At 34.2% G+C, this 26,086-nt stretch carries 26 protein-coding genes and 1 pseudogene; 13 read left to right on the forward strand and 14 right to left on the reverse strand.

What is annotated here, in order from left to right; translation table 11 throughout:
* The 6 genes and pseudogenes from HXV90_RS22905 to HXV90_RS22930 all read left to right on the forward strand — a co-directional run bounded on the left by HXV90_RS22905 (position 1) and on the right by HXV90_RS22930 (position 3,735).
* Positions 1-330, forward strand: a complete 330-nt coding sequence (locus HXV90_RS22905; protein WP_004233468.1) for a PadR family transcriptional regulator — start codon at positions 1-3, stop codon at positions 328-330.
* Positions 327-734 carry a permease prefix domain 1-containing protein gene (locus tag HXV90_RS22910; RefSeq protein WP_048395459.1) on the forward strand — a complete coding sequence of 136 codons (408 nt, stop codon included), beginning with the start codon at positions 327-329 and terminating at the stop codon, positions 732-734. The genes HXV90_RS22905 and HXV90_RS22910 overlap by 4 nt, the downstream gene beginning before the upstream one ends.
* A gap of 2 nt (positions 735-736) precedes the next feature.
* Complete coding sequence (locus tag HXV90_RS22915; RefSeq protein ID WP_328023963.1) at positions 737-1,393, forward strand: hypothetical protein; 657 nt, start codon at positions 737-739, stop codon at positions 1,391-1,393.
* 12 nt (positions 1,394-1,405) lie between these two features.
* Positions 1,406-2,436: pseudogene (locus HXV90_RS22920) on the forward strand (alpha/beta hydrolase).
* 87 nt (positions 2,437-2,523) lie between these two features.
* Positions 2,524-2,931 carry a MarR family transcriptional regulator gene (locus HXV90_RS22925; RefSeq protein ID WP_048395455.1) on the forward strand — a complete coding sequence of 136 codons (408 nt, stop codon included), beginning with the start codon at positions 2,524-2,526 and terminating at the stop codon, positions 2,929-2,931.
* A gap of 144 nt (positions 2,932-3,075) precedes the next feature.
* Positions 3,076-3,735 (forward strand): hypothetical protein, encoded by a 660-nt coding sequence (locus tag HXV90_RS22930; protein ID WP_269898050.1) that lies wholly within the window; start codon positions 3,076-3,078, stop codon positions 3,733-3,735.
* Positions 3,736-4,136: 401 nt separating this feature from the next.
* On the opposite strand, the gene HXV90_RS22935 is transcribed toward HXV90_RS22930, so the two are convergent.
* The 6 genes from HXV90_RS22935 to HXV90_RS22960 all read right to left on the reverse strand — a co-directional run bounded on the left by HXV90_RS22935 (position 4,137) and on the right by HXV90_RS22960 (position 9,955).
* Positions 4,137-5,216, reverse strand: coding sequence for an ankyrin repeat domain-containing protein (locus HXV90_RS22935; protein ID WP_269898051.1), 1,080 nt, complete (start codon positions 5,214-5,216; stop codon positions 4,137-4,139).
* 241 nt (positions 5,217-5,457) lie between these two features.
* Complete coding sequence (locus tag HXV90_RS22940; RefSeq protein WP_004233452.1) at positions 5,458-6,939, reverse strand: malate:quinone oxidoreductase; 1,482 nt, start codon at positions 6,937-6,939, stop codon at positions 5,458-5,460.
* A 389-nt stretch (positions 6,940-7,328) separates the two neighbouring features.
* Positions 7,329-8,096: a nucleotidyltransferase domain-containing protein gene (locus tag HXV90_RS22945; RefSeq protein ID WP_048395299.1), complete on the reverse strand. Its 768-nt coding sequence runs from the start codon at positions 8,094-8,096 to the stop codon at positions 7,329-7,331.
* A gap of 95 nt (positions 8,097-8,191) precedes the next feature.
* Complete coding sequence (locus tag HXV90_RS22950) at positions 8,192-9,127, reverse strand: hypothetical protein (protein ID WP_269898052.1); 936 nt, start codon at positions 9,125-9,127, stop codon at positions 8,192-8,194.
* Positions 9,124-9,681 carry an RNA polymerase sigma factor gene (locus tag HXV90_RS22955; RefSeq protein WP_054548847.1) on the reverse strand — a complete coding sequence of 186 codons (558 nt, stop codon included), beginning with the start codon at positions 9,679-9,681 and terminating at the stop codon, positions 9,124-9,126. Before HXV90_RS22955 ends, HXV90_RS22950 begins: the two co-directional genes overlap by 4 nt.
* A gap of 124 nt (positions 9,682-9,805) precedes the next feature.
* Entirely contained in the window at positions 9,806-9,955 is a 150-nt protein-coding gene (locus tag HXV90_RS22960; RefSeq protein ID WP_231595739.1) for a hypothetical protein, read from the reverse strand.
* Positions 9,956-10,110: 155 nt separating this feature from the next.
* Between HXV90_RS22960 and HXV90_RS22965 the strand changes: the two genes are divergently transcribed.
* Positions 10,111-10,602 (forward strand): hypothetical protein, encoded by a 492-nt coding sequence (locus HXV90_RS22965; protein ID WP_048395293.1) that lies wholly within the window; start codon positions 10,111-10,113, stop codon positions 10,600-10,602.
* Positions 10,603-10,670: 68 nt separating this feature from the next.
* Here the strand turns inward: HXV90_RS22965 and HXV90_RS22970 are convergent, their stop codons facing one another.
* Both HXV90_RS22970 and HXV90_RS22975 read right to left on the reverse strand, forming a co-directional pair.
* On the reverse strand, positions 10,671-10,943 hold the full coding sequence (locus tag HXV90_RS22970) for a hypothetical protein (RefSeq protein ID WP_004233441.1): 273 nt from the start codon (positions 10,941-10,943) through the stop codon (positions 10,671-10,673).
* 175 nt (positions 10,944-11,118) lie between these two features.
* Positions 11,119-11,325, reverse strand: a complete 207-nt coding sequence (locus tag HXV90_RS22975; protein ID WP_054548846.1) for a hypothetical protein — start codon at positions 11,323-11,325, stop codon at positions 11,119-11,121.
* A gap of 237 nt (positions 11,326-11,562) precedes the next feature.
* Between HXV90_RS22975 and HXV90_RS22980 the strand changes: the two genes are divergently transcribed.
* Genes HXV90_RS22980 through gnd form a run of 4 tightly spaced genes read left to right on the forward strand, consistent with a single transcriptional unit; the run spans position 11,563 to position 16,617 of the window.
* A complete protein-coding gene (locus HXV90_RS22980) occupies positions 11,563-12,294 on the forward strand; it encodes a GntR family transcriptional regulator (protein WP_048395289.1) in 732 nt (243 codons plus the stop codon).
* Positions 12,287-13,828, forward strand: a complete 1,542-nt coding sequence (gene gntK / locus HXV90_RS22985) for a gluconokinase (protein ID WP_115673236.1) — start codon at positions 12,287-12,289, stop codon at positions 13,826-13,828. Before HXV90_RS22980 ends, gntK begins: the two co-directional genes overlap by 8 nt.
* Before the next feature lie 15 nt (positions 13,829-13,843).
* The gene (locus HXV90_RS22990; protein ID WP_103119026.1) at positions 13,844-15,190 is read left to right on the forward strand and encodes a GntP family permease; all 1,347 of its coding nucleotides are present in this window, start codon (positions 13,844-13,846) and stop codon (positions 15,188-15,190) included.
* A gap of 26 nt (positions 15,191-15,216) precedes the next feature.
* Positions 15,217-16,617 carry a decarboxylating NADP(+)-dependent phosphogluconate dehydrogenase gene (gnd, locus tag HXV90_RS22995; RefSeq protein WP_269898053.1) on the forward strand — a complete coding sequence of 467 codons (1,401 nt, stop codon included), beginning with the start codon at positions 15,217-15,219 and terminating at the stop codon, positions 16,615-16,617.
* Positions 16,618-16,670: 53 nt separating this feature from the next.
* Here gnd and HXV90_RS23000 read toward each other — a convergent pair whose 3' ends face one another.
* Positions 16,671-18,215 carry a histidine kinase N-terminal 7TM domain-containing diguanylate cyclase gene (locus HXV90_RS23000; RefSeq protein WP_269898054.1) on the reverse strand — a complete coding sequence of 515 codons (1,545 nt, stop codon included), beginning with the start codon at positions 18,213-18,215 and terminating at the stop codon, positions 16,671-16,673.
* Between the two features lie 95 nt (positions 18,216-18,310).
* On the opposite strand from HXV90_RS23000, the gene HXV90_RS23005 reads away from it, so the two are divergent.
* Complete coding sequence (locus HXV90_RS23005; protein ID WP_066038338.1) at positions 18,311-18,643, forward strand: BRCT domain-containing protein; 333 nt, start codon at positions 18,311-18,313, stop codon at positions 18,641-18,643.
* A 44-nt stretch (positions 18,644-18,687) separates the two neighbouring features.
* Here HXV90_RS23005 and HXV90_RS23010 read toward each other — a convergent pair whose 3' ends face one another.
* The 3 genes from HXV90_RS23010 to HXV90_RS23020 all read right to left on the reverse strand — a co-directional run bounded on the left by HXV90_RS23010 (position 18,688) and on the right by HXV90_RS23020 (position 21,195).
* Positions 18,688-19,776 carry a DUF4179 domain-containing protein gene (locus HXV90_RS23010; protein WP_269898055.1) on the reverse strand — a complete coding sequence of 363 codons (1,089 nt, stop codon included), beginning with the start codon at positions 19,774-19,776 and terminating at the stop codon, positions 18,688-18,690.
* Positions 19,773-20,327 (reverse strand): sigma-70 family RNA polymerase sigma factor, encoded by a 555-nt coding sequence (locus tag HXV90_RS23015; protein ID WP_054548839.1) that lies wholly within the window; start codon positions 20,325-20,327, stop codon positions 19,773-19,775. The genes HXV90_RS23010 and HXV90_RS23015 overlap by 4 nt, the downstream gene beginning before the upstream one ends.
* Positions 20,328-20,520: 193 nt before the next feature.
* A complete protein-coding gene (locus HXV90_RS23020; RefSeq protein WP_269898056.1) occupies positions 20,521-21,195 on the reverse strand; it encodes a peptidylprolyl isomerase in 675 nt (224 codons plus the stop codon).
* Between the two features lie 461 nt (positions 21,196-21,656).
* On the opposite strand from HXV90_RS23020, the gene HXV90_RS23025 reads away from it, so the two are divergent.
* A complete protein-coding gene (locus HXV90_RS23025; RefSeq protein ID WP_269898057.1) occupies positions 21,657-22,103 on the forward strand; it encodes a MarR family winged helix-turn-helix transcriptional regulator in 447 nt (148 codons plus the stop codon).
* A 226-nt stretch (positions 22,104-22,329) separates the two neighbouring features.
* On the opposite strand, the gene HXV90_RS23030 is transcribed toward HXV90_RS23025, so the two are convergent.
* Together HXV90_RS23030 and HXV90_RS23035 are read right to left on the reverse strand one after the other, a co-directional pair.
* The gene (locus tag HXV90_RS23030; protein ID WP_269898058.1) at positions 22,330-23,799 is read right to left on the reverse strand and encodes an alpha/beta hydrolase family protein; all 1,470 of its coding nucleotides are present in this window, start codon (positions 23,797-23,799) and stop codon (positions 22,330-22,332) included.
* A 368-nt stretch (positions 23,800-24,167) separates the two neighbouring features.
* The gene (locus tag HXV90_RS23035) at positions 24,168-26,036 is read right to left on the reverse strand and encodes a leucine-rich repeat domain-containing protein (RefSeq protein ID WP_269898059.1); all 1,869 of its coding nucleotides are present in this window, start codon (positions 26,034-26,036) and stop codon (positions 24,168-24,170) included.
* Positions 26,037-26,086: the final 50 nt, after the last annotated feature.

The following is a 26,086-nucleotide window of genomic DNA, read 5'->3' on the forward strand; positions in this document are numbered from 1 at the left end:
ATGGTTCGCAGTGATATTATCCGAGGACATTTGGATTCGATTATTTTACGGTTAATTTCAGAAAAAGACCGTTATGGCTACGAAATTTCTCAGGAAATAAGTCTCCGTACAAACAATCGGTTTCAAATCAAGGAAGCAACTTTGTATGCAGTTTTTCAACGTCTCGAAAAAAAAGAAATTATTGAAGCCTATTATGGAGATGTCTCACATGGAGGCAAAAGAAAGTATTACCGTATTACATCATTAGGTAAGGCCTATTTAAATGAGCTAGTGAAAGAATGGTCGGAAGTAAAGGAAATAATCGATTTATTTATGGAGGGCTTAGAATGAAAAGAATAAAAAACCATATTGATGAGCTTTTTAAAGACATTCCTCGAACTAACGAAACGGAAATGGTTAAACAAGAAATCATTGAAAATCTTGAAGAAAAAGTATTTTATTTGATGGACCAAGGTAAAGAACAAGAGGATGCCATTAATAAAGCCATTGTAGAATTTGGAGATATCGAAGACTTAAAGCAAGAGTTAGGTGTTAAAGAACCAGCAAAGAAAAACATGGCTAAATTAAACTTAGAATTTTCAATTTGGGGTAGTGGCTTAATCATTGCATTTTTTATTTTTATTAATCTTTATTACACACCACATACTATTTGGGCAATCTATCCGATTTTCGCCATTCTTTGGTGGCCTTTATCGATGTACTTTGTGTGGTCTCGTAAGAAATGGGGTGAATAAACATGAGGAACTTTATTAACTTTTCTATAGCGGGGAGCTTGATGACAATGATTTTTTTAGGGGTTGTTAATTATACGACATCTCCTCAAACAATGTGGTTTGTATATCCATGCTTATTGCTACTGCTTTGGCCTATTACGTTATTCTTTATGGCTAAAAAATTGTATAAACAATACTCAATTGTTTGTAGTGCCTTAATTATTACATTTCTAATAGTTGAAAATTATATTTACGCACCAGATCATTTATGGTTTATCTATGCGATTTATCCAATTATCTGGTGGCCAATCCTCATGTACTTAGATGAAAAGGCAAAAACGTTAAAAACAGCTCTAATTGGATGTGCTTCTACCATCATCTATTACTCTATATTGAATATGATTGTATCTCCTCAATACCCTTGGGCAATTTATCCTGCTTTTTTAGTGATATGGTGGCCTCTAGCTTTATATCACGCGCAACGAAAAACCTTTGTAGCATTCTCCGTTACAGCTACGATACTAATTAGTATCTTTTTCATTACAGTAAATGTTGTTTCTTCACCAAGCGTTATATGGGCGATTTACCCTATTTTTGTGACACTTTGGTGGCCTCTGAGTATGTATTTTTATGTGTATAAAAGAAAAATGTATCATGCTAGCTTTATGAAACGCATGTAAAGTAGGTATTGTATGAAAAGGATTAAAAAGTTCATTAAATATCTTGTCTTGATTATGACCTCCTTACTATTATTAGCACTTGTATTTCCAACATGGACATCATCTATAGAGGACATGAACAGCATCAGTACGCTAGAACAGGTAGAAATTAACGGCAGTGACCATGAAATCATGATACGGGGCCATAACAAAATAATCCTGTCATCATCTTTGTCCATGGCGGACCAGGTTGCTCTGAAATACCCTACGCTAAAAAATATCAAGATTTATTGGAAACCGAATTTACAGTGGTAAATTATGATCAAAGGGCTAGTGGGAAGTCTTATCATTTTTTTGAGGACTACTCAAATCTTTCATCTGATTTGCTTGTGGAGGATTTACTAGCACTGACTGACTATATTGCTAATCATCTAGATAAAGAAAAAATCATCTTAATTGGTCATTCCTACGGTACCTATATTGCCACACAAGCAGCTGCTAAAGCTCCTGATAAATATGAGGCCTATGTAGGGATTGGTCAAATGAGTAATACCGTTGAAAGTGAGATGGACAGTTTACACTTTACGATCAAACAGGCTCAGCTTAAGAGTAACACAAAGGATGTTGCACATTTACAGAGGTTAATGGAGGAAATTAGTAGTGGTAAAACATTTACGCCTCGTCATTTAGTGAGCAAATACGGTGGCGCTACAAGACTTATTACTAACCCTGATGGAAATATGTTAGGGATGCTTTTTAGTACCGAATATAATTTGTTAGATATTATTCGCTATAGCAAGGGGATATCCCTATCGCAAGAAGTCTTAGTAAACGAAATCTTGCAGTCCCCACTTCCTGCGAAAGTCAATTCACTGACTCTTCCCTTCTATTTTGTAATGGGGGATTATGATTATCAAACATCATCGAATAGCGCTAAAAAGTACTTCGACCAAATTATCGCGAAGAAAAAGGAATTCATAGCATATGAACAATCTGCTCACTACCCCCAGTTCGAAGAAAAAGAGAGATTTTTCGAATGGATGCGTACGACTTTTAAAAAATAAATATTTCTTAAAGTAATTCTACACTTGGTAGCATTTATTTAATTGCTATATAATTTAATTATTAAATATTTTAGCGGACGTGATTATATGCCAAAAAATCTAAACAATGTAGAAATTATTATGAAAGAAATGCTGGAAATACAGCAGAAGTCGAAAATGTTTGTAGATCTTTTATCTGAAGGAGAGGCGTTATCACAAAACCAATTAATATTACTCCTACAGCTAAAAATAAATAATGGGATGAAGGCAACAGAAATTGCTGAATTCTTTAGTGTAACACCCGGAGCTGTAACTTCCATGTGCGATAAACTGGAAAAACTCGAACTCATACAAAGAATTAGAGAAAATAATGATCGACGTGTGGTCAAAATGGCTTTAACCAATATTGGTGACATGAAGGTTCAAGAAATCTTTTTAAAGTTTTCTCAGGATAAACTCATAGACATGGCCAACATCTTACGCGAAGTAAACCAATTAATGAATAAAATTTTTTAGGATTTCAACAAATTGAAATCCTTTTTTTATTGTTTAATTTAAGCAGTGCTTTTGTTCTTGACAAATGGAAGTGGCATATAATTTAATTAATATATATTTTAATTTTTAAAATATATATTAATTAAATTATAATGAGGTGACTTTATGTTTCAAAAACTCCGTACCCTTACACAAACGAATGGCACCGTTAAACATTTGGATGCTGATTATGAACAATTAAACATTCGAGGCGCTGTATCGTTACAACAAGAAGTACACTTAATAAAAGTGTCCACTCATGGTCATAGCTCCTTCTATTATCCAGTTACAGCGCAGATATTTAATAGTACTGGCTCGTGTAAGTTAAAGGATTATTGCCAAATCGGACAACTTACAAATGCCGGGAATATTAAAATACGTAATGGTTTTATCCAAAAAATCAATAGTTCTGGAAAGCTAATGGTTGAAGAGAAATTACAGAGCGAGCAATTTGATGCCATTGGAATAGTCAAGGCTGCGGAAATAATCGCTCATCACTTTCATTTGAAGTTATCGGGAGAAAGCGGAATTGACAGGTTAAGGGCTGAAAATGTGGTAATAGAAAAGGATAGGATAACCCTTCTTCCGTTATTTAAAAAAATATTACGCTGTCACACAATTAGTGGAAAACACCTACAATTATCTAATACGAATGCAGAGTTTGTGGAAGGGGAAGTCGTCCATGTTGGGGATAATAGTGTGATTGGGACACTTTACTATACGGATGATTATTCGATAGCTTCGAGTTCAAAGGTGCACCACATTATACGGAGGGAAAAAGAATGATACTTCTAAAAATGCTAAAGACTTTTTTTGCTCATTAGCTTTAGTGGTATTATCTGTACTTTATGTTGGATTACTTTTAAGCGCTGGCTTATCCATACTCGCTGGTTTTTTACGAACATTCGGAGTGGATCAAATTAAAATGGGCCTTTGGTATGGCATAGAACTTCCTGTTATGTTCAGCATCCCCTTCGCCCTGTTAATAGCCCTACTGTTGTTCTTTTGTGCCATATATATTAAACGTTCTATTGTTTTTTGTTTGTCAACTCTTCGTATATAGAGCAATAAAAAGTAAGCATATTTCTTAGAAAGAATATGCTTACTCTCATCGACTTTTAAGTTGAATAGCAGGGAGGCTCATTTAATCAGTTGATTCACATTTTTATCAGTAGCTTAAAACATTGCTATAGTTCTCCTTCAAGAAAACGGATAAGGTATATTTCAGGTCTACCAATAAATTCTTTAAAACTACATAAATTAGCATACTCCTCATGCTCCACATCATAGCACCCTATACGGCCTTCTCCTTTTGGGTTCCAGACTATTTGCAAATCAGAGTAATTGTCGATATTTGCGGAAAGAAGGAGGAGCTCTCTATGACCTAGTTTCATCTCAATTGTATCAGTTAGTTTGAAAAAATCGATAAAGTGAATATCATAATCATTTGGTGCAAGCTCAAGATGCAGTCGATCTCCTGTCAGAAAATTAATCAATTCATCTGGTAACTTGTATTTTTTCAATGTCTTTTTTTTGTTTTCAATAGTATGGAGTTCTATTGGTTCTAGAGCCTTTAAGTAATTTGCAAGTTCCACATTTTTCATACGTACAGCAATTGTATAAGCTCTCTCACCATCTTTCTCCGCTAAAGTGACGTTTGCACCTCGTTCAATCAAATAGTTCACCATAGCTATATTTCCCATTCTTGTTGCAACTGTTAATGGTGTTGCTTCATAGGGATAGACCATATCAGGCTTTTGATAATTAATATCTACTCCTTGATCAAGTAAATAAGTGACTGTTTTTTTATCAAAATTCGACACAGCCTGACGCAATACAGGACCTCCATGCTGCTTTATATCAAGCCCAAGTTCATGAATAAGAGGGATATTTCCTTTATTGCCATAGTAGGCCTGAGAATAGGCTCCAGATCCCACTTGGTTATAGCCATCTAATTTTGCTCCTTGTTCAACAAGGTAACGTACTATATTTTCTTTACAATATCGAACAGCTCTTAAAAAAGAAGGATTTTTTTCCACATTTAAATTAACCCCATATCCAACTAATAATTTTACTACATCCAATCTTTGTGCAATCAACGCTAAATCCAATGGGCTTAATGATGTATGCCGACTTAAACATATCTCTTCTTCAATATTCCAGCCTTTATCCCTCGCAACTCGCAAAGCTGTAATATTGCCAGTATAGATAAACATTGCAAGCTCTGGTAGTTCTGAAAATGTTCCAATATCTTGTAGCTTAATCATCTATAGATTGGCTCCCTTCTTATTGTATATACAAAGTATAGGAAACTACCATCTATATCACAATGGGACATAGAGCTATAGTGTCATAAAATACAGGGCAAGATTTATAGCAAATTTGATGGTTCTTTTATTAAAAAGAAGGCAATTGGATTTAAAATTTCCCAGGAAAGAATTTATTCAAATTAAAAAGAGCTCTCAATCAGAATAGATTGAGAGCTCCTTCTTAAACGCTTACCATGACTTATTTTAAGCCAAGTGCTTTATCTGTTGTTGCATTTATTTCTTTTAGAAGCTCAGGGTTTTCTGCTAATGATAGACCATAAGATGGAATCATTTCTTTAATTTTTGGTTCCCACTCCTTGATATGTTGAGGGAAACATTTATTAAGAACTTCAAGCATAACATGTACAGCCGTAGATGCACCTGGTGAAGCTCCTAGTAAAGCTGCAATCGAGCCATCAGAAGCACTTACAACTTCTGTACCGAATTGAAGTGTTCCTTTACCGCCAGCTTCTGTATCTTTAATAACTTGTACACGTTGTCCAGCTACGATAATATCCCAATCATCACTTTTTGCATTTGGAATGAACTCACGTAACTCTTCCATACGTTGTTCTTTTGAAAGCATAAGCTGTTGGATTAAATACTTTGTTAAGCCCATCTCTTTCACGCCCGCAGCTAATAAAGTTGTGATATTATGCGGTTTTACAGAAGCAAATAAATCCATATTTGAACCTGTTTTTAAGAACTTAGGAGAGAAACCTGCGAATGGTCCAAATAGTAATGATTTCTTGTTATCAATATAACGTGTGTCAAGATGCGGAACCGACATTGGTGGAGCACCAACTTTTGCTTTTCCGTATACTTTTGCATGATGTTGTTCAGCTATTTCTGGATTATTACATGCTAAGAATAGACCGCTAATTGGGAATCCACCAATATGTTTCCCTTCAGGAATACCTGATTTTTGTAGTAATTCTAAGCTTCCTCCACCAGCTCCAAGGAAGACAAATTTTGCTGAATGATATTCCATTTTACAGCCATCTAAATCGTGCACACGTACTTCCCATGTACCATCACTAGCTTGTTTTAAACTTTCAACACTATGATTATAGTTAACATCTACATCTTTTGCTTTTAAGTGATCAATTAACATACGTGTTAAAGCACCAAAGTTAACATCTGTACCAGTGTCAATTTTCGTTGCAGCAATGTCTTCACCAGCAGGACGATTTTCCATAATAAGTGGAATCCATTTTTTTAGTGTTTCAGGGTCATTAGAAAATTCCATTCCTTCAAATAAAGGATTTTTTGTCATCGTTTCATGACGTTTCTTTAGAAACTCAACATTTTCTTTCCCTTGTACTAAACTCATATGTGGTAAAGGCATAATGAAGTCTTGTGGATTATTGATCAGCTTATTGTTAACAAGATACGACCAAAACTGTCTTGAAACATGGAACTGTTCATTAACATTAATCGCTTTTTTGATATCGATTGATCCGTCTTTTTTCTCTGATGTGTAGTTCAGCTCACATAATGCAGCATGTCCAGTTCCCGCATTGTTTAATTCGTGAGAACTTTCCTCGCCTGCTTTTTCAAGCTTTTCAAACACTGTAATTTTCCAATCTGGTGCTAATTCTTTGAGTAATGTTCCCAAAGTTGCACTCATGATTCCGGCACCAATTAAGATAACATCTGATTTAATTTGTCTGTTACTCATTTTTACCTTCCTTATATGTTAAGATTTGCAGAAAGGATGTAAGCACTCCCACTTTAGAAGTACTGTAGCCATGGAGCAACCTCGGAGCACACCATTTCTGTATCAATTATTACCTTATTGCAGTTTATCACAATTAGTTCAAGAATAAAATATCAACTATTTATATGAGAGTTATCAGCTTTTTTCGAGCCTTTCCAATCATAATTCAAGCAAAAAAATCACTTTTTGTTCTAGGTAAAAATTGAATTATTTAAGCTTATTGGAATAATCGGCCTAAAAATGGTTGACATTTTCATAAAAAATAGGTTCTTTTTATTATTATATCTGTATAATAACATATAAATATGGAGCTCGTCTTGTATCTGAACTAACTTTCAATTTCCCACAGATTAACTTTCGATTGGGCTTTTTATATGCCAGCCATCTATATGAAAACCACCCATTTGTATGAACACATACTCTACTACTGCTTCATATGACGCCATCATCTTTTCAGCATTGTCCTCATGCATTGCTCTCATAAAAATTTCTCTAAAGTCCTCATCTGGAAATGCTGACTTACTATATTTTTGCAGGTAAATTGGATCTTCAAGATAGGCATAGATTTGATAAAAGGGTATCGTTTCTAGATTTAAAAACTGACAGTACACCAAAAATAAATTGGCTAATGAGTTATGGTAGGTAAAGGAAAAGTCCATTCTATCCTGCTCATAACAATCCTTTAAATTATCTAGTGCATCCCATAGTTCATATTTTTTTATTTCTAAGACCGTTTTATTCATTGTGTTATATTTTTCTTCGAGCCATTCCTCTGCCTCAAATTTCAAGTCTTTTATTATTCCAGTATAATCAAATAAAATTCTACCTGTTTTAAATTGGACCATCGACATGGTTCTTCTTTTTTTAAAATCATCTTGGAAATACCCACGAATTTGACTTGGTGGATTCGCAAAGTATTCAATTAAAAAACCATCAATAACACGATTCCCTCTTTCCCTCCATCCCACATTATCCGCCAAAATAATATGAACATCGATATCAGAGCGCTTAGAGGGATTTCCAGTAATATAGCTCCCACATATGAGCGCTCCTACAACTTCCTCTTTATCTTGCCATTCTTTCAGGAACGTTTCTAAGGCTATTTTCCATTTTGCCATTGATATCATTCACTCCCTTTTTAATTGATTTATTTCTACGATACTATTGAAAAAACAGAAAACCTTTAAATACGTTTTCTGTTTTTATCTGCTTCTTATTTAATTTCTTTAACAGTTAATTTCTTTTGGCTAACTTCATAAGTGACTACCACGTTTTTAATAATCGCCGTATCATCATAGGAGAGACTAGCTTCAAATTCTATTGTAGCATCTCCCTTCCATCTAAGATGATCCACATAGCTATAGTTTTCATGATCTGTTCGAATCCAAGTATCTAACCCTTGCTCAGCACCATATTTAACCCTTGAAGATTCTACTAACTCCGGGCTTACCATTCGCTCTTCCACATTGATGACTTCAACAAATTCACTTTTATTAGAGTTCGTGACAATAGCAATTAATTTCTGATCAGGTGAAGGAATTATCTCTTTAATATACATTGATGGACTGGAGAAGCTAGAATATACCTCTAGCACATCATCTTTTATACGCCAAAGAACATTCTGGCTTCCGTAATCTGAATAATTATTGAATAAAGTAAAGAAGACGCTCCCATCTGCTAATTTATATACCTGCTGACTTTTAAAGCTTCCCGATAAAATATCGACAGCAAAAATAGCCGAATTTGCAATTTTTTTGTTATCACTTTGTATAAATGGCTGAATAGCCTTTAACGCCTTATTTCTCAACTTTTCATCATTATAGCTCTCTACTAGTCTATTTATTGCAATATAGATATACTCCTCTTTGTCACTATCTAGAGCTTTTAGAAATTTATCTGCATCATATTTTGTAGCTGGCATTAGTTCCATATCCTCTGCTGATAAATAACGAATATAAAGCTCATTATTTTGATGTTTATAGTAAGCTGCTGCTATTGTGGCAGTAGAAACTGAGCTTACGATCATCATACTTATTACCACTGCGAGCCATTTTTTAGAAAAACTTTTCTTCTTTACTTCATAGTTGGCGGCTTCAATTAATTCTTCCTCTATAAATCCAATTTCACGATATAACTCCTCTTTTTTCATATATATAATCCCTCGCTTTCCAAATAAAATCTTAGTTTATTACGTGTCCTAAATAAGTTGGACTTAACTTTACTACTACTCATTTGAAAGTGTAAGGAAATATCTTTTATAGAATAGGAGTACCAATATCGTTGAATAAATATATTTCTAGATTGTTCATCTAAGGTATATAAAAATTGGCTAATGTATTGAGCAAGTTCACCCGCTTCATAGGATGTTTCTACCGTATGAGAAGAAGCTAGACATTCTTCCAGCTCTGTGAGAATGACCTCAAACTCATTGTTTCTCTTTTTGGCTGTATTATAGCTATGCTTATCAAGTGCAATATTACGTATGATTCTCCCTAAAAAAATAGATAGTTTTCTTGGTATCTGTGGAGGGATTGTGTTCCATGCAGCTAGGTAGGCATCATTCTCACATTCTTCAACATCCCTCAAATTTGCCAAGATTCTTCTTGCTATTACTCTACAATATGCTCCATATTTTTTCCTTGTTTCCAAAATAGCCTGCTGTGAGCGTTGTATGTATAAAGCAACTATTTTTTCATCGTCCATTTGCATTTTCTCCTTTTATGTACTCTTACTTATAAAGTAGATAATCCAAACAATTGGTTGCATGTTGTGGCAAAAATTCTGGTAATGAAAAAACCGCACTCTTTTAGGTACGGTTCTCCACATTTCAAAATAAATTAGATAAAAATGTTTGTATTGATGTAGGTAATAGCTGAAAGAATAATCCCTCATATTTAATATCCAGTATACCAGCGACAACAATAACAACGAAAATTAACAATAGAAAGATTTTCTTATTTTTAGAAATCCAATTCAATAGATGCCACTCCTCTGTCCTAATAGTAAGCATGTTTAGTATAAGTTGATTGCTATCAAATAGCATCCTATTTATCGTCTGTCACCTAATTTTACAATGCTACATAAATTAAAATGATACGCTAAAAATGAGAAATATGTAAGAAGGGAATGGGTATGGTCAATTTTAAATCTTTTCGAGGTGTTATCACTCAAATCAGTGATTTTTCTGTTGGGCAAAACGGAGATAAGAACGGTTGTTATAAAATAATGACCTTAGAAGATGGTGCTGGTGGGGTCGTCAATTTTATTATTTCTCCCTCCACCTATTTTGTTAATCGTGAAATTGTCACAACTGGTGAATGGGTAACAGGATATTATGATGGAGATGCACCTGTACCGATGATTTACCCGCCACAATACCGTGCTTTAATTATTGTAAAAGAAAGCAATTATCATAATGTAAAGGTAGATTTCTTTAATCAACAATTACTGAGTAGTGATGGACAATTACAATTAAACCTTTCTCCTACTACGATTATTTCACTTAAAAATGGGCAGCCTTTTACCAATAGTCCTGCCAATCGAAACCTCATTGTTGTTTATGGTCCTACCACTAGGAGTATTCCTGCTCAAACCACTCCCTATGAAATCATTGTTTGGTGTTAATTTAATCACATTTAAACAACGGCTTAAACCTCACTGCGTGAATTTAAGCCGTTGTTTATTGTTATTTTTTATTCAGTATCATTTTTCATTTCATGTAATTGTTGTTTAATCTGCTCTAGATATTCTTTATTTTGCTGAACCGTATCCAAATGCTCACCATATTGTTCTGCATTGAAACGTGCATTTTCAGCATGCTTAATCTGATTAAATGCATGTTCTATTGCTATTTCCTCTGGATGTGATTTTGCATGCTTTAATAGACGATCCGCCTTTTGCACGGAGTTACTAAATAATGTGCTAGGATGATCCTGCTTCCAACTTGTATCGGAGTGCTTAGCCAATGTATATATCTTCCCTTCTTAAAAATGTTTTCATTGTTCTAGATGTAGTATTATGAAATGCTCTGATAATATGTATGGAAGAAAATAAACACAATATTTCCCAGGCTATAATCAAAGGACTAAGGCATATGCCTTAGTCCTTCTCTCAATGTCATGAATAGTTGTCAAATATAAATTAGTGCCATGCAGTCCTCTCACTGACTGGTTGCTTGATATCTGTTTTTCCTTGTGTTTCAGCAAAGTTATTGATTTGTGCTGAAGCTGAATCAAGCTCAAATTCAGCACCAAACTCCTCACGATGAAGTGTCTGACGCTGTTGATTTGTTTTATTTGCACTTTTCGTACCATTTGATCTGTTACGATTTGTATCCATATTTGACATAACCATCCTTCATCGATTATTTGAAAAGCTTTAAAACCTTGTACAAGTTTTACGAACTTTTCATTCTAAAGTTTGTCCAAGGAGGAAAAAAGAATGTGCATTAATTATTTTTTTTAGCTAAGTATAGAGTTGAGGATTTTTCAATTTTTGATTGTTAGTAAGTCGCTTGCAATCTTATTTTCTTTCTGACTATAATACTTGTATACAAGTATACTCCAAATCAAAAAGGGTGATATTATGAGCGAATATAATGATTATTTATATCCACAAAAATGGCTTTCTAAGGCTTCTACAGGTGATCGCGTAGCATATGAACTTAGAATGCGTATTATTTCAGGTTTAATTGAAAGCGGTACCATTCTTTCAGAAAACAAACTGGCAGCTGATTTTGAAGTAAGCCGTTCACCCATTCGTGAAGCCTTAAGAATATTAGCTTCTGAAAATATCATTCGATTAGAGAAAATGGGTGCTGTTGTCATTGGTTTATCTGAAAAAGAGATTGAAGAAATTTATGATGTTCGATTGCTGATTGAAACATTTGTGTTTGAACGTCTCATAAAAATGGATACAACTAGCTTAGCACTAGAACTTAGCAAAACATTAGAAATGATGAAAGTTGCCATTAAGTATAACGATGCAGACGAATTTTCTTATCAGGATGTTATGTTCCATGAGACAATTATTCGTTCCATCGGACATTCCTATATCACCATGATTTGGAATAATTTAAAGCCAGTAATGGAAGGCTTGATTTTACTATCTATGCGCATGCGCTTTAAAGAGAAATATGAGGATTTTACTCGTATTGTGAAAAATCATGAGCTCTATATTGACGCTATTAGAGCCAAAGATCGAGAGCTTATGATTAAATCCTTACATGAAAATTTTGATGATGTTCAAGGCAAAGTAGAAGATTTATGGCGGTCACAGCAAATGCTATCTAAAGGGGTTGAGCCACAAAATGACTAACTATATGTTAGGTGTTGATATAGGGACTACTAGCACTAAGGCCGTATTATTTAGTCAACATGGGAAGGTTATTCAACAAGAAAATATTGGGTATCCATTATATACACCGGATATTTCGACAGCAGAACAAAATCCAGAAGAAATCTTTCAAGCTGTACTACAAGCCATTACCAACATTATGAAAGTCCATTCTGATAAACCATTACTATTTGTTTCCTTTAGTAGTGCTATGCATAGTGTGATCGCTATGGACGAAAATGATCAACCGTTAACACCTGTCATCACTTGGGCGGATAATCGTAGTGAAGCATGGGCACATAAAATTAAAACTGACTGGAATGGCCATGAAATTTATAAAAGAACAGGTACACCTATTCATCCAATGTCACCACTAAGCAAAATTACTTGGCTTGTGCATGAACATCCTGAAATCGCGCGCAAAACGAAGAAATATATCGGTATTAAAGAATACATTTTTAAAAAGTTTTTTGATCAATATGTCGTCGATTATTCATTAGCTTCGTGTATGGGTATGATGAATCTCCATACATTAGATTGGGACGAAGAAGCTTTAGCTGTTGCAGGTATTGCGAAAGCACAATTATCCACACTCGTACCAACAACTCAACTATTTTTAAATTGCAATGACCTTTTAGCTAAACAAATTGGTATTGACCCACAAACACCTTTTGTCATTGGTGCAAGTGATGGCGTGCTCTCTAATCTAGGTGTGAACGCCATTCGAGAAGGCGAAATTGCTGTCACTATTGGGACAAGCGGTGCTATCCGTACCATAATTGATAGGCCCAAAACAGATGTAAAGGGTAGAATCTTTTGCTATGCACTAACAGAAAACCATTGGGTCATTGGTGGACCCGTAAACAATGGTGGTATGGTATTACGCTGGATTCGCGATGAGTTTGCCTCTTCTGAGATTGAAACAGCTAAAAGACTAGGTATTGATCCATATGAAGTGTTAACGAAAATTGCTGAACGTGTTAGACCTGGTGCTGATGGGCTGCTATTCCATCCCTATCTATCAGGTGAACGTGCGCCTTTATGGAATCCAGATGTCCGTGGTTCATTTTTTGGTTTAACTATGTCTCATAAAAAGGAACATATGATACGAGCTGCCCTCGAAGGGGTTATCTACAATTTATATACTGTCTATTTAGCATTACTGGAATGTATGGAAAGCCCTGTCACTCGTATTCAAGCTACAGGTGGTTTTTCACGCTCTGAGATTTGGAGACAAATGATGGCGGATATTTTTGAATCTGAAGTAGTAGTACCTGAAAGCTATGAAAGCTCCTGTCTAGGCGCTTGTATTTTAGGCTTATATGCTACAGGAATAATTGATTCATTTGATGTTGTCGCTGATATGGTTGGTGACACTTATAAACATACGCCAATCGAAGAAGCAGCCAAAGAATATAGACAACTACTCCCAATTTTCATTCGTTTATCTAGAGTTTTAGCAGACGACTATACGTCAATTGCTCAGTATCAAAGGAGCTTAATTAAGCCCGACTAAAGAGGAGGAGAATACATGCCATTAGTTATTGTAGGTATTGGTATTATTGCGCTGTTAATTTTAATAATGGGCTTTAAATTAAATACGTTTATTTCATTAATCATTGTTTCATTCGGTGTTGCTTTAGCTCTTGGGATGCCTTTGGATATTATCGTAAAAACGATTGAAGCAGGGTTAGGTGGAACATTAGGTCACTTGGCACTAATATTTGGTCTTGGAGCGATGCTAGGAAAATTAATTGCCGATTCTGGCGGTGCACAACGTATTGCCATGACCCTTGTGAATAAATTTGGAGAAAAGAACATTCAATGGGCAGTTGTAGCAGCATCCTTTATTATCGGTATCGCTCTTTTCTTTGAAGTAGGTCTTGTGCTATTAATCCCAATTGTCTTTGCTATTTCAAGACAATTAAAGGTTTCTATTTTATATTTAGGAATTCCAATGACCGCAGCCTTATCTGTCACACATGGATTTTTGCCACCACATCCTGGACCAACTGTTATTGCTGGCGAATTTGGGGCAAATATTGGTGAGGTGTTGCTTTATGGCTTTATCATCGCCATTCCGACTGTTATTTTAGCTGGACCATTATTTACAAAATTAGCGAAAAGGTTAGTGCCTGAATCATTCAACAAAACTGGAAATATTGCCTCTCTAGGTGAACAAAAAACATTTGAACTAGAGGACACACCGAGTTTTGGAATAAGTGTTTTTACTGCACTATTACCCGTTATTTTAATGTCCATTGCTACTATTATTACACTGTTACAAAAAACAATTGGCTTTGAAGATAATGGCTTCTTAGCAGGTATCCGCTTCATCGGTGAAGCTGGTACATCCATGTTAATTTCCTTATTAGTTGCCGTCTATACAATGGGTATCGCAAGGGAAATTCCTATTAAGCAAGTAATGGAGTCATGTACAACAGCAATATCCCATATCGGTATGATGCTCTTAATTATTGGGGGCGGTGGTGCCTTCAAACAAGTTTTAATTGATGGTGGTGTCGGTGATTATGTAGCTGAACTCTTCCATGGAACTACCTTATCGCCAATTTTACTAGCATGGATTATTGCGGCTATTTTACGCATTTCATTAGGGTCAGCTACGGTTGCTGCTTTAACAACAGCTGGTTTAGTCATTCCAATGTTAGGTCAAAGTGATGTAAACCTTGCCTTGGTCGTGTTGGCAACAGGTGCAGGAAGCTTAATTGCTTCACATGTTAATGATGCAGGTTTCTGGATGTTTAAAGAATATTTTGGATTGAGCATGAAGGAAACATTCGCTACTTGGACCTTGCTAGAAACAATTGTATCTGTAGCTGGTTTAGGGTTTATTTTATTACTTAGTTTATTTGTTTAAAAAATATTTAAAAAGGAGCAAGTACAATGTTAAATACAATTGGCGTTATTGGATTAGGTGTTATGGGCAGTAATATCGCTTTAAACATGGCTAATAAGGGCGAGCAAGTAGCCGTTTATAATTACACACGAGATTTAACCGACAAACTTCTACAAAAAGTTGAAGGACAAGCGCTTACTCCTTACTATGAAATAGAAGAGTTTGTACAAGCTTTAGAAAAACCAAGAAAGATTTTTTTGATGGTGACAGCTGGGAATGCTATTGATTCAGTTATTCAATCAGTAGTGCCTTTCCTTGAAAAGGGCGATGTCATTATGGATGGCGGCAACTCTCATTATAAAGATACAGAGCGTAGATACGATGAACTTAAAGCTTTAGAAATCGGGTATTTAGGGATTGGTATTTCTGGTGGTGAAGTAGGAGCATTGACAGGACCATCTATTATGCCTGGTGGTGATCAAGAGGTCTATAACAAAGTAGCACCTATACTGACAAAGATTGCAGCACAAGTGAATGATACACCATGCTGTACGTATATTGGTCCCAAGGGCGCAGGTCACTTCGTCAAAATGGTACACAATGGAATCGAGTATGCAGATATGCAACTCATTGCGGAGGCCTATACGTTTTTAAGAAAAAATATAGGATTATCCGTTGAGGAAATTGCTACTATCTTTGAAACATGGAATCAGGGCGAATTGAAAAGCTATTTAATCGAAATAACAGCTGAAATCTTAAGGAAAAAAGATGAGATAACAGGATTACCACTGATTGATATGATACTTGATAAAGCTGGTCAAAAAGGTACTGGGAAATGGACAAGCCTGCAATCTATAGACAATGGTATTCCTACATCAATTATTACGGAGGCCTTATTCGCTCGCTATATTTCATCATTAAAAGAGGAACGAATTCAAGCAGAGGCAATACTATCTGGACCAAATTATAAACAACAAAATCTAGATAAAGATGTCTGGATTGAATACGTCCGCCAAGCGCTATATATGGGGAAAATATGTGCTTATGCGCAAGGATTTACACAATATAAAATGACATCAGAGCTTTATGAATGGCGTTTACCATTAAAAGATATTGCATTAATTTTCCGTAGTGGTTGTATTATTCGAGCAGAATTTTTAAATGTTATTAGTGAAGCCTATCAAAAGCAACCTTCTCTAAATAATTTATTAATTGATCCGTACTTTGCAGAAAAGTCGATGGACTATCAAAATGGATTAAGAAAAATAGTTTGTGAAGGCATCCAAGCAGGAAACGCGTTCCCTTGCTTGAGTGCTTCTCTCACATATTACGATAGTTATCGAACAGGTTCATCTAATGCTAATATGTTACAGGCACAACGTGATTATTTCGGTGCGCATACGTATGAACGAATTGATGCACAAGGTGTTTTCCATACAAATTGGTAAGTAAAAAGCTAAAATATACATCATTGCCTCAATGATTGTATATTTTAGCTTTTTTATTCTAGAAAAACATGTACTCGATTACGGCCTGCTTGTTTTGCCGCATACAGTGCTTTGTCCGCATTGTTTAAAAGCTGATACAGTGTCTCTTGTCCCTTTGTACCTTCTGCTACACCACAGCTAATAGTAGCACGAATTGCTCCCTCAGTAGTCATAAGTGGCTGGGATTCTACGCTATTACAGAGCAAATTAGCTAATGCTTGCCCCTCTAATAATGTAGAGTCCTTGAGTGCAAGAACAAATTCCTCACCGCCATACCGTGCAAACAGTTCTCCTTTTTTCAACACACTCTGACAAACCTTTACGACATGAACTAGTAATTGATCACCGATAGCATGCCCATACGTATCATTGACGTTTTTAAAATGATCGATGTCCATTAAAATGACAGTAAAAGCTGAGGATGATTCTCTTGCCTCGCTGTAAGCCTGATTACATTGTTGAAAAAAAGCTCGACGATTATAAATTTGTGTAAGTTCATCGTAAAAAGCGAGTTGCTCTAACTGTCTTTGTAGCTCCTTCAACTCTGTTATATCAGTGAAAATAAGTAATAACCCCTTACCATGATTAACATGTTGCAGCTCTGTAACACGCACTTGATAAGTATGATCAGAAAGCACAATCTCGATGTCTTGCGTATTCACCACTGCCTCCAATGTAAATGGCATCGGTTGTCCAGTTACTTCAATCCATGTTTCCCCAATATCCCTACCAATCATTGATCTGGTTAGCTGAGGAAATACCTTGCTACAGGCTTGATTAAACTCTATTAATCGAGCAGATTCATCTAACACAATAACCCCATCATTGATACTATGAAATATTGCATCCTTGGCAACAGGCATCACCCTAAATAACCGTGAGGAATTAATAGACCATAAATATAAAAATGAAGAAGCCCATAATACCATAGGGACAGGATCAACTCCTTGAGGTGTTAAGCCCAATAAATAGATGAATGCTGTTATCATAGGAATAAGTTGACCACACATTAAGGCAATTAATTGTTGCCGGTAGGCCTTAGTAGTCTCTTTCCAATGGATTAATACTAATAAAAAAGATACGAACATACAGCCAAAAGTAAAGATGCCATGAATGATATACCATATGCCAATTTCCTGATGAACATAAGGTGCCCCTAATATAGGATCTATTTCAAATACTCTATAATGAAAATGGTGTATATCATTTGTAGCAACCATGATTAAGCTAATAAATGGAATGGCAAGAAGAGCCATTATCTTTTTCCTTGTCAGATGAAAGCCTAGGTATTGCATGATAAACAATAATCCGAGAGGCGTTGAAAAAGCCATACCTACATATTGGATGGCCGTCCAAACCTTTATGGCACTTAATGTTGTAGCGATTAAACCAAAAGCAGAGGCAAAACAATATACCGCAATTAATGCGGTATAACTAATAAACAATTGAGCAATTTTTGTATAATTGTAGCGTTTTAGAAATACGTATAAACATAAATACAAATTTAGTACACCTGATGTGCAGCTAAGAGTAATGAAAGCAGTCAATTGCGAATTCATGTCTATGTACCTCTTTATATTTTTAATTTTAATGTAGCATACATATAAAATTTTGTGGATTTATTTATCGATTAATTTTTTAAGGAGTAACGAATATGATCAATAAGGATAACTCAGAAATCATTTTCTTTTCTGATCCAGTTGAAAATCTAACCCACCCCTTTTATAAGAAACAAATTGTATTCACAGGCGCCCTTTCTACCATGACACGATCCGAAGCCTCCAAACAAGTAAAAGCATATGGAGGGTATTTACAGGGAGCTGTTACACAACATACTGATTTCGTTGTGCTTGGTAATAAACGTAGGGGTATAAGCGCCAAGCAGCAGAAAGCTGAGCAGCTAATCCGTGAGGGGCAAGACATTCAAATATTAATAGAAGATGATTTTTTATGGCTTATTTCGATCCCAAAGAAAGATGATAAGTAAAAAGAGTATGTAAGGTTGTTCTTCTTACATACTCTTTTAATTTTTTACTTTATCGGAACAGCAATAGGCTTTAATGTATATGGCTCTTTTATCGGTTCTAATGCCCCTGTACTATCCTTAATTTTGTATACACCTACTACAGGGGTAATCATAATCGAGGTAGCTTGTTCATCAAATTTGTTTGCAACAATACGAGGGAAATTTTTACGCCCTTGAAAATCTGTACTATGACCAGTTCCTCTAAAATGAATGACATTATAATAATTCCCTAAGTCATCTGTCACAATATAGTCAATGAGAACTCCTCGCCAAGCTTCATTTTCTTTTTCCACCAAGACTTCTTCGGAAAGATAAAATGTTGTAGCGATAGGTGTTTTCGTTATTTTAAAAGCTTCAATTTTTATACCTTCCCCTTCTGTTTTCATACTATCCTTTTCCACCCTTATTGTTTCACTTTCAAGCTTCTCTAAAGTAAATTCAAATGCCCAGTCTCCTGCTACTGAATTATTTACATTATTTAAATCAACAATTTGATTTCCTTGAAAATTAATGTGAACTTCCTCAGGCTTAGAGCCTCTGATGAGTTCAAAAATATACAATACTGCATACTCATTGCTGTTTATCTTTTGAACCATATAATTTGTTGAATAGCCTCCATATCGATACCTATTTCCAAATTCCTTAGCAGTTAGTTCACGATTGTCACCATATAAAACTGGCCTTTCTCCTAAATCCTTTTCACTTTTAATAGTGTAAGCAATAGTAATATTTTCGCCATCATATATAGCATCTGTAACAGTGACTTCAACTTCATTACTTTCTTGGCTCACTCCGACACTTGTAGAATACTGATCATAATTGTTAAATACATACCTTTCATCATCAATAAACAATTCGAATATACTTCCGATAAACGGTAAATTTGCAGCAAATGTAGGAAACGTATAACCAAGTGTCATACTGGATGCAATAAAAAAAGTAGCTGCAACAATAAAATTTTTAATGAAATGCCTTTTCTTTTTGACCATCATGACATTTCTTTTCACTCTCTCTTTTTCAAGCGAGCTCACTTCCATCGGCTCTATATTTATATCAAGATTTAAATCATTAAATTGTTTATATAGCTTTTTCATGTCATACTTCCCCCCAAACGAATTTGCTGTAATCGTTTTTTCCCACGATATAATCGATTATCAATAGCGGCTTTTGTTAAACCACAATGAATAGCAATTTCTTCGTTTTTCATATTTAAAAAGTATTTCATCGTAAAAATATCACGGTCTAATTGCTCTAATTGCGTCATCATGATGAGCACTTCCTCCGTTGTTGTCTTGATTAAGTATTCCTCTTCAGCCGATATTGCGGCTTCACCTGTTTCATTTAGCTCATAAAAATATGGCGTTTTAGACAACCTTCTTTGTTTCGAAATGGCTTTAAACTTTGCTATCGTGCAAATCCATCTTCTAAAATCCTCTTTATCGCCTCTAAATTGTTTAGCATTTTCATAAGCCCCTAGAAATGTATCACTAATACATTCCTCTATTATTTGAGGATCATTATAGGATTTTAGAGCATTATAAATAATCGCTTTGATAATCCCCATATATTCATCAATGACATATTGAAGTGCTTCTTCTCGTTTTTTCTTAAGATGTTTTATAAAATTTTCATCTGTTACCCTCATGCAAACACCCTTTCTTCCACAAACATAAAGGATCCTTTATATAAAACATCGTTCAATCTTAAATTTCTTCTCATATTACTCAAAAATATTTATAATTTCAATTTTTTAACAAATATAAAAGGCTAAATCTCAATTGATTTAGCCTTTTTAATGTTTATAGTATAGATTTTAACCAATAGCATTGGGACGAAAACTATTTGTTTACCTTAGGTGCTGGATAATCAAAGCCCTTTGTATCCACCTCTACCTTTTTCATCTGCTGATCTTCTAGTGGTTTATTTGTAGCATCTCGCTCTGCTCCAACAATGGCATCAACTGTTTCCATACCTGCAATCACCTTGCCAAAAGCAGCATATTTTCCATCAAGATGTGATGCTTCCTTTACCATAATGAAAAATTGTGAGCCTGCTGAGTTTGGATCATCTGAACGAGCCATCGAAATAACACCACGTTCATGCTTCATATTATTTTCAAATCCATTTGAGGTAAACTCACCATCAATCGAATAATCAGGTCCTCCAGTACCATTCCCTTTAGGATCTCCACCCTGAATCATAAAATCAGGAATAACTCGATGGAAAATAAGACCATCATAGAATCCACCTTTTACTAAATCAATAAAGTTAGCTACTGTATTTGGTGCTACAGTAGGCTCCAATTCAATAACAATTTTTTCATCATTGCTCATCGTAATCGTCACAATTGGATTTTCCTTCACTTTTGACGCATAATCCGTTGTTTCTTGTGTTTCTTTAGCTGTTTTTCCCTCAGTTTTCTCACTATCCTTAGCTGTACCACAGCCTGTCAAAACAACAATAATGGCTAGCATAGATAGCATAAAAAACAAACCTTTATTACGTACGAACATATCCTTTTCAACTCCTCTTGTTAAGCATCCATTCATTATAAAACTATCCAAACTGTAGGACAAATCTTAATAACTTATAAAAAATGGGCATAGGTTCTTTAATCCTACGCCCATTTTATCTGAAGTCATGAGGAAACATAAATACATTAATGTATCATACTTCCTGATTATTCATTCAATTTCGGTTCATTGTTCTTTTTCATAAATTTAAAATCACTACTAGGATATTCACACATGGATCACTTATAAATTTCTGACACTTTAAAAATGTCCACACCCTTTTAATAATCCGTATATACTCTTTTAATCTTCATTTTGTTTAATGAAAAAGATGTTTCTTTCATTAAATGTACAATTGTCTATAATTCATCTATACCTTTAAAATTGACAAATATATATTAGTTAAGCAAAATTAACTTAACTAAAAAGATTTAAATAGATATATGAAGGATGATAAATCTGTGCATGATTATTTAATAATAATAGACAAAATCAATCAACAATTTGAGCAGTTTAAATTGTTAGTTTTACAAGAAACAAAAGAGATCGAAGAATTACAGAATTTCCACTTAACCCCCCAACAGGAAATTATTATGAGTTATATAATTCGAAATGAACCAGTTATTGCAAAAGATTTAGCAACTCATTTCGATATTTCAAAAAGTGCAGTTAGCCAAGTTATTTCAAAGCTTGAAGAAATGAATATGATTTATCGTCAAGAAAATTTAACAAACCGTAGAGAGACCTTTATTTATCTTGGAAATAGAGGAAAAGAGTTTCATCAGCTTATTAAAAAAATCGATGAAATTCTTGTGGAAAAATATTATTCCAAAGCAAGCTTAATAGAGTTAAAAAATATTCTTGATACATTAAATAAAATTGTCGGAAATAAAAATCAAATTGATTAAGGACTAATAAAATTATCTACCTATCTAAGCTTACCCATTTTTCAAAACAGTGTAGCAAAGACTGCCTTTGGTAGATTAGATTAAATTAACTTTAATTGTAGATTTAGAAAAAATGATTCAGAAATAAAGAATACCTTTGAAAATTTCATCCTAATTTATAATGTTCGAATAATGTATAAAGAAATATATTACAGTTTTCCTACACAACTATATTTATTTTAAACTATTAATCATTTTTAATATTAGCTTCGAAATAGTAAAACTGGTCTTCTATTATCTCTTTTCTAAGCAATGGATCAGGCGCTTCGCCCTTCACATATTGATCAAAAAAGGCCAAAATATACTTATTCATAACTTCATGAAAATGATCTATATCAATATTCCATGACAATAAAGGAGAGAGATAAGGGAAATCAGTAAAAGAATAATGATCTCCTGCTATAAAAGTGAGCATAAAAGTATCTCCCCTGATCCCCTCCTTATAGTGATAATCAGCAAGCTCTGTAATTTTATCATGGTACTTTTGAAATTCTTCTGTAGTTATATTCGTATATTGTATTTCTTCATCAGGTATGTAAAGATAATTTTCATCTAAAATAAACATAAAAGGCTGATTAAATCCTGAGCTGGCTACTGGCTCATGCAATGGGCCATCTATATTGATTCCTGCTGAAATTCTTCTATCATCCAACAATGCTTGAGCAGCTGTTGAACCTCCATATGAATGACCAAATATACCTATTTTGTTCATATCTAACTTTCCAGTAAATAAATCTACAGGATCCTTATCATTTATGATAGTTAATTGATCAATCACATAGCTCATGTCTGTCGATCGAGTTTTAACATCTTTCTCATCTGCAATATTAAAGGAATAAGAATATGCGTTTTTCTGATTCATTATTTCTCTTCCATCTGGAAACTTCGTATAAGCTGCATCATCTGTATGGTCAATGCTTACAACAATATATCCATGGCTCGCCATTTCCTCCATTTGAGAAAAATTTTGCATTCTTGTACTGCCATATCCATGAGAAAATAAAAGTACAGGGAATTTTTCGTGTTTATTGGTTACAGCTACATCTTTTATACTATTAGTTTGTCCATACTTTAAATATTCAAATAAAACGCGCGGTGTAGAAAAAATGAATTCCATTGTTCCTGACCATTCTTCGTATGGGAAGGGTTCATAATGTGTTTCCTTCACATCCTTTTCCACATCTGTCGGATACCATATCTGTATCATCAATTCCCGAACTTTTTGTGCTGAGCTCTGCCTGGATTCGTCTTTCAGATGTCTTGAATTCATGCCCACTTCAAAAGGTCCTGTAGGCTTAGGAAGTTGAAAAACAGGCATGACTGTTACTAACACAAAGCTACTAATCGAGTAAATGATAATAAATAAGATATATAAAAACTTTCTTACCTTTCTTTTATTTTTCACGTTCCCAACCATGGATTTTACTTTTTTTCTGTTCGTTTGTATGAGTACCTTCATTGTTAATACAGATAAAAGAATAAACAAAATATAACTTAATCCCATTTGCCATCGATAACCCTCAAACCCCAAATGAATAATTAAAACGATAAATGCACTGATGTTAGTTATTAATTTTATTTTTACATCAAATTTAATAAGAAAAGAAAATAACCATATAATATGCACTACAATTAATATCTCTTCAAACAGCCTCAATAATATCATCCCCTATCAATAAATCATTTAGTTTAGTTAACTTTACTTAACTTTAAATTACAATAATCTAATTGTCAATTTTTTCTGAAGTTTTTTATAAATATTGTTTAAATCCCATAAGGTCATATGATCAGAATATTCCAAATGCTATATAACAAAAAAATACTTACAGTACAAACCAAGATAATGGCTTGTATTGTAAGTATGTTTCTAAAAGAATTTTTTTACTTTTTACTAATTTTAATTTTGCATCTTTAAAATGTACTGAGATATCGGTTTTAATTACTGTACTATACAATTCATTAAAGTTTGAAAAATTAGGAGCAGCCTCAATTTAATTAGTTCACGTTTTATAATTAAGTATAGCGTCAATAAATTTCAATCCCTTTGTCTAAGACAGATTGATTTTGTACCTGATTCCCTAAAATATATAGCTTTTTTAAGTTAGGCAAATTCACTAAAGGTTCTACATTAGAAATGGCATTATTTTCTAAATGGAGCACCTCTATTTGTTGCCAATTTCCCAAGAAATTTAACGATTGTAGTGAACTATCTTGTAAAGTGAATGAACGTAAATTTGTAAAGCCAGCAAAGTAAGGCATGATCTTATCTACTTCTTGCACCCATTCCCCATTACCAATTTGAATGGAAACATCATTTAAAGTTAAATGCTCCAGCACGTTGTTCGTAAATGGCTTGCTATTCACCTGAAAATTACATTCATTACAGTTTAACATTTTTACATGCTGCAAATTGAATAAGTCATTGGTTTCATAAAAGAGGGTCTCATTTAAATTGATTGTTTGCAAATGAGGTAGGTCATTTAATGAACGAATACCTGTAAGAATTCCATACTCCATGACTGTAAGCTGTTCTAGCTGTGGGTATTTCAGTAGTTCTGCACCATTCAATTGCGAATCCGATCCACTTATAGAAACCGTCAAATCTCTTAAAGCGGGTGCTTCTAGCTGTGGTAAAAATGAACTCTTCAGCTCTGCTTTTTTCAAATGGGGCGCTACAATCGATGAAATATCACCATGATAGCCAGTTAACGATAACTCCGTCAATGACGTTAGACTGTTAACCATATCCAACAATTCCACTTGACCAGGAGAAGCTAAACGTAGCTTTGTTAAAGATGACATATTTCTAAGTCTATCTAAATTGATGATATTCATGTTTTCAAGATCTAAAGATTGTAGTTTAGGCATATTTTGTATAAAATCAAGCGTTTTTAAATTTCTTACTGAGGTAAGTTTTAATTCTTGTAATTGAGTCAATGAGTATAGTGGGCTAAAATCTGTAGCTTCACTAATATCTATTGCTAACGATTCTAGATTAGTTAGTGTAGACAGCCACTTTAAATCATTAATTGATTTTAAGGAAAGTGATTTCAGCGATAATTTATTTAGAATCTGAAAATCTGTCACCTCTTCAGCCACATAAGATAGTTCTAGAGATTGAAGATTGGGGAACTCTAATAATAAAGCAAGTTCATCATTACTTCTAATTTGGATAGAGAGCTCTTTAACATTAGACTTATCACTAAAATATCCTGCGATTTTACTAAATGATTCATTAAAACTACCTGTATAACTTTTTAAGTTTTCAAGATGTTGGAAGCTTACTTTTTCACTTTGTGATATTTCATAATCATTCATGAGCTTTAAAACCGTTAATCCAGTAAAGGCCTCAAAGTCCTTTTGTTCAATTTTTTGCGTATTTAATAATTTATCCATAATGATATAAGTAGAAATTTTAGCTTCCTTATTTGTAAAAGGATCTTCTAGACTATAATCAAAATGCCATTGATCGTCAGAATAGTAGGCAGCCAAATATCGAATACTTGCAATTTCTTCTTTTGCTGGCATCGTCCCACCTTTATCAAAAATATCTTTTAAAAAGAACAGTAGAACTTCACTTTCAGGCATTGTTCGAACGGATAGTTCTTCACGGTTTCCATCCTCTGTTTGATTACTACTTAAAAGAAAATACCCAAGGAATACACACATCATGACAATTGGTATCATAAAGAGCAGCTTTAAATTTGTTTTTGGACGGGATGATGTATGAGGAGAAGCTGTTCCATAATAATTATTAATCGTTTGATCAACATAATAAATTTTATTCTCTTTCAACATGATTTCCGTATCACAAAAAGGACATTTGAATGTTTGCTCTTCTTTATATTCAATTTTCCCATTACAATTTGGACAATTTAATTTAATAAATTCCACTGGCAGCCCCCCAGCACTATTTTTCCATTAAGCTTAGTTGTCTAAAAAAT

It is taken from the genome of Lysinibacillus sp. JK80 (assembly GCF_027557635.1).
GTDB classification, from domain to species: Bacteria; Bacillota; Bacilli; order Bacillales_A; family Planococcaceae; genus Lysinibacillus; species Lysinibacillus capsici.

Coding starts and splice junctions, on each gene's coding strand:
- HXV90_RS22905 (WP_004233468.1), top strand. CDS start 1: ATGGTTCGCAGTGATATTATCCGAGGACATTTGGATTCGATTATTTTA.
- HXV90_RS22990 (WP_103119026.1), top strand. CDS start 13,844: ATGCCATTAGTTATTGTAGGTATTGGTATTATTGCGCTGTTAATTTTA.
- HXV90_RS22940 (WP_004233452.1), bottom strand. CDS start 6,939: ATGAGTAACAGACAAATTAAATCAGATGTTATCTTAATTGGTGCCGGA.
- HXV90_RS22965 (WP_048395293.1), top strand. CDS start 10,111: ATGGTCAATTTTAAATCTTTTCGAGGTGTTATCACTCAAATCAGTGAT.
- HXV90_RS22945 (WP_048395299.1), bottom strand. CDS start 8,096: ATGGCAAAATGGAAAATAGCCTTAGAAACGTTCCTGAAAGAATGGCAA.
- HXV90_RS22915 (WP_328023963.1), top strand. CDS start 737: ATGAGGAACTTTATTAACTTTTCTATAGCGGGGAGCTTGATGACAATG.
- HXV90_RS22955 (WP_054548847.1), bottom strand. CDS start 9,681: ATGGACGATGAAAAAATAGTTGCTTTATACATACAACGCTCACAGCAG.
- HXV90_RS22930 (WP_269898050.1), top strand. CDS start 3,076: ATGTTTCAAAAACTCCGTACCCTTACACAAACGAATGGCACCGTTAAA.
- HXV90_RS22935 (WP_269898051.1), bottom strand. CDS start 5,216: ATGATTAAGCTACAAGATATTGGAACATTTTCAGAACTACCAGAGCTT.
- HXV90_RS22980 (WP_048395289.1), top strand. CDS start 11,563: ATGAGCGAATATAATGATTATTTATATCCACAAAAATGGCTTTCTAAG.
- HXV90_RS22925 (WP_048395455.1), top strand. CDS start 2,524: ATGCCAAAAAATCTAAACAATGTAGAAATTATTATGAAAGAAATGCTG.
- HXV90_RS22950 (WP_269898052.1), bottom strand. CDS start 9,127: ATGAAAAAAGAGGAGTTATATCGTGAAATTGGATTTATAGAGGAAGAA.
- HXV90_RS23015 (WP_054548839.1), bottom strand. CDS start 20,327: ATGAGGGTAACAGATGAAAATTTTATAAAACATCTTAAGAAAAAACGA.
- HXV90_RS23010 (WP_269898055.1), bottom strand. CDS start 19,776: ATGAAAAAGCTATATAAACAATTTAATGATTTAAATCTTGATATAAAT.
- gntK (WP_115673236.1), top strand. CDS start 12,287: ATGACTAACTATATGTTAGGTGTTGATATAGGGACTACTAGCACTAAG.
- HXV90_RS22975 (WP_054548846.1), bottom strand. CDS start 11,325: ATGTCAAATATGGATACAAATCGTAACAGATCAAATGGTACGAAAAGT.
- HXV90_RS23005 (WP_066038338.1), top strand. CDS start 18,311: ATGATCAATAAGGATAACTCAGAAATCATTTTCTTTTCTGATCCAGTT.
- gnd (WP_269898053.1), top strand. CDS start 15,217: ATGTTAAATACAATTGGCGTTATTGGATTAGGTGTTATGGGCAGTAAT.
- HXV90_RS22910 (WP_048395459.1), top strand. CDS start 327: ATGAAAAGAATAAAAAACCATATTGATGAGCTTTTTAAAGACATTCCT.
- HXV90_RS23020 (WP_269898056.1), bottom strand. CDS start 21,195: ATGTTCGTACGTAATAAAGGTTTGTTTTTTATGCTATCTATGCTAGCC.
- HXV90_RS23000 (WP_269898054.1), bottom strand. CDS start 18,215: ATGAATTCGCAATTGACTGCTTTCATTACTCTTAGCTGCACATCAGGT.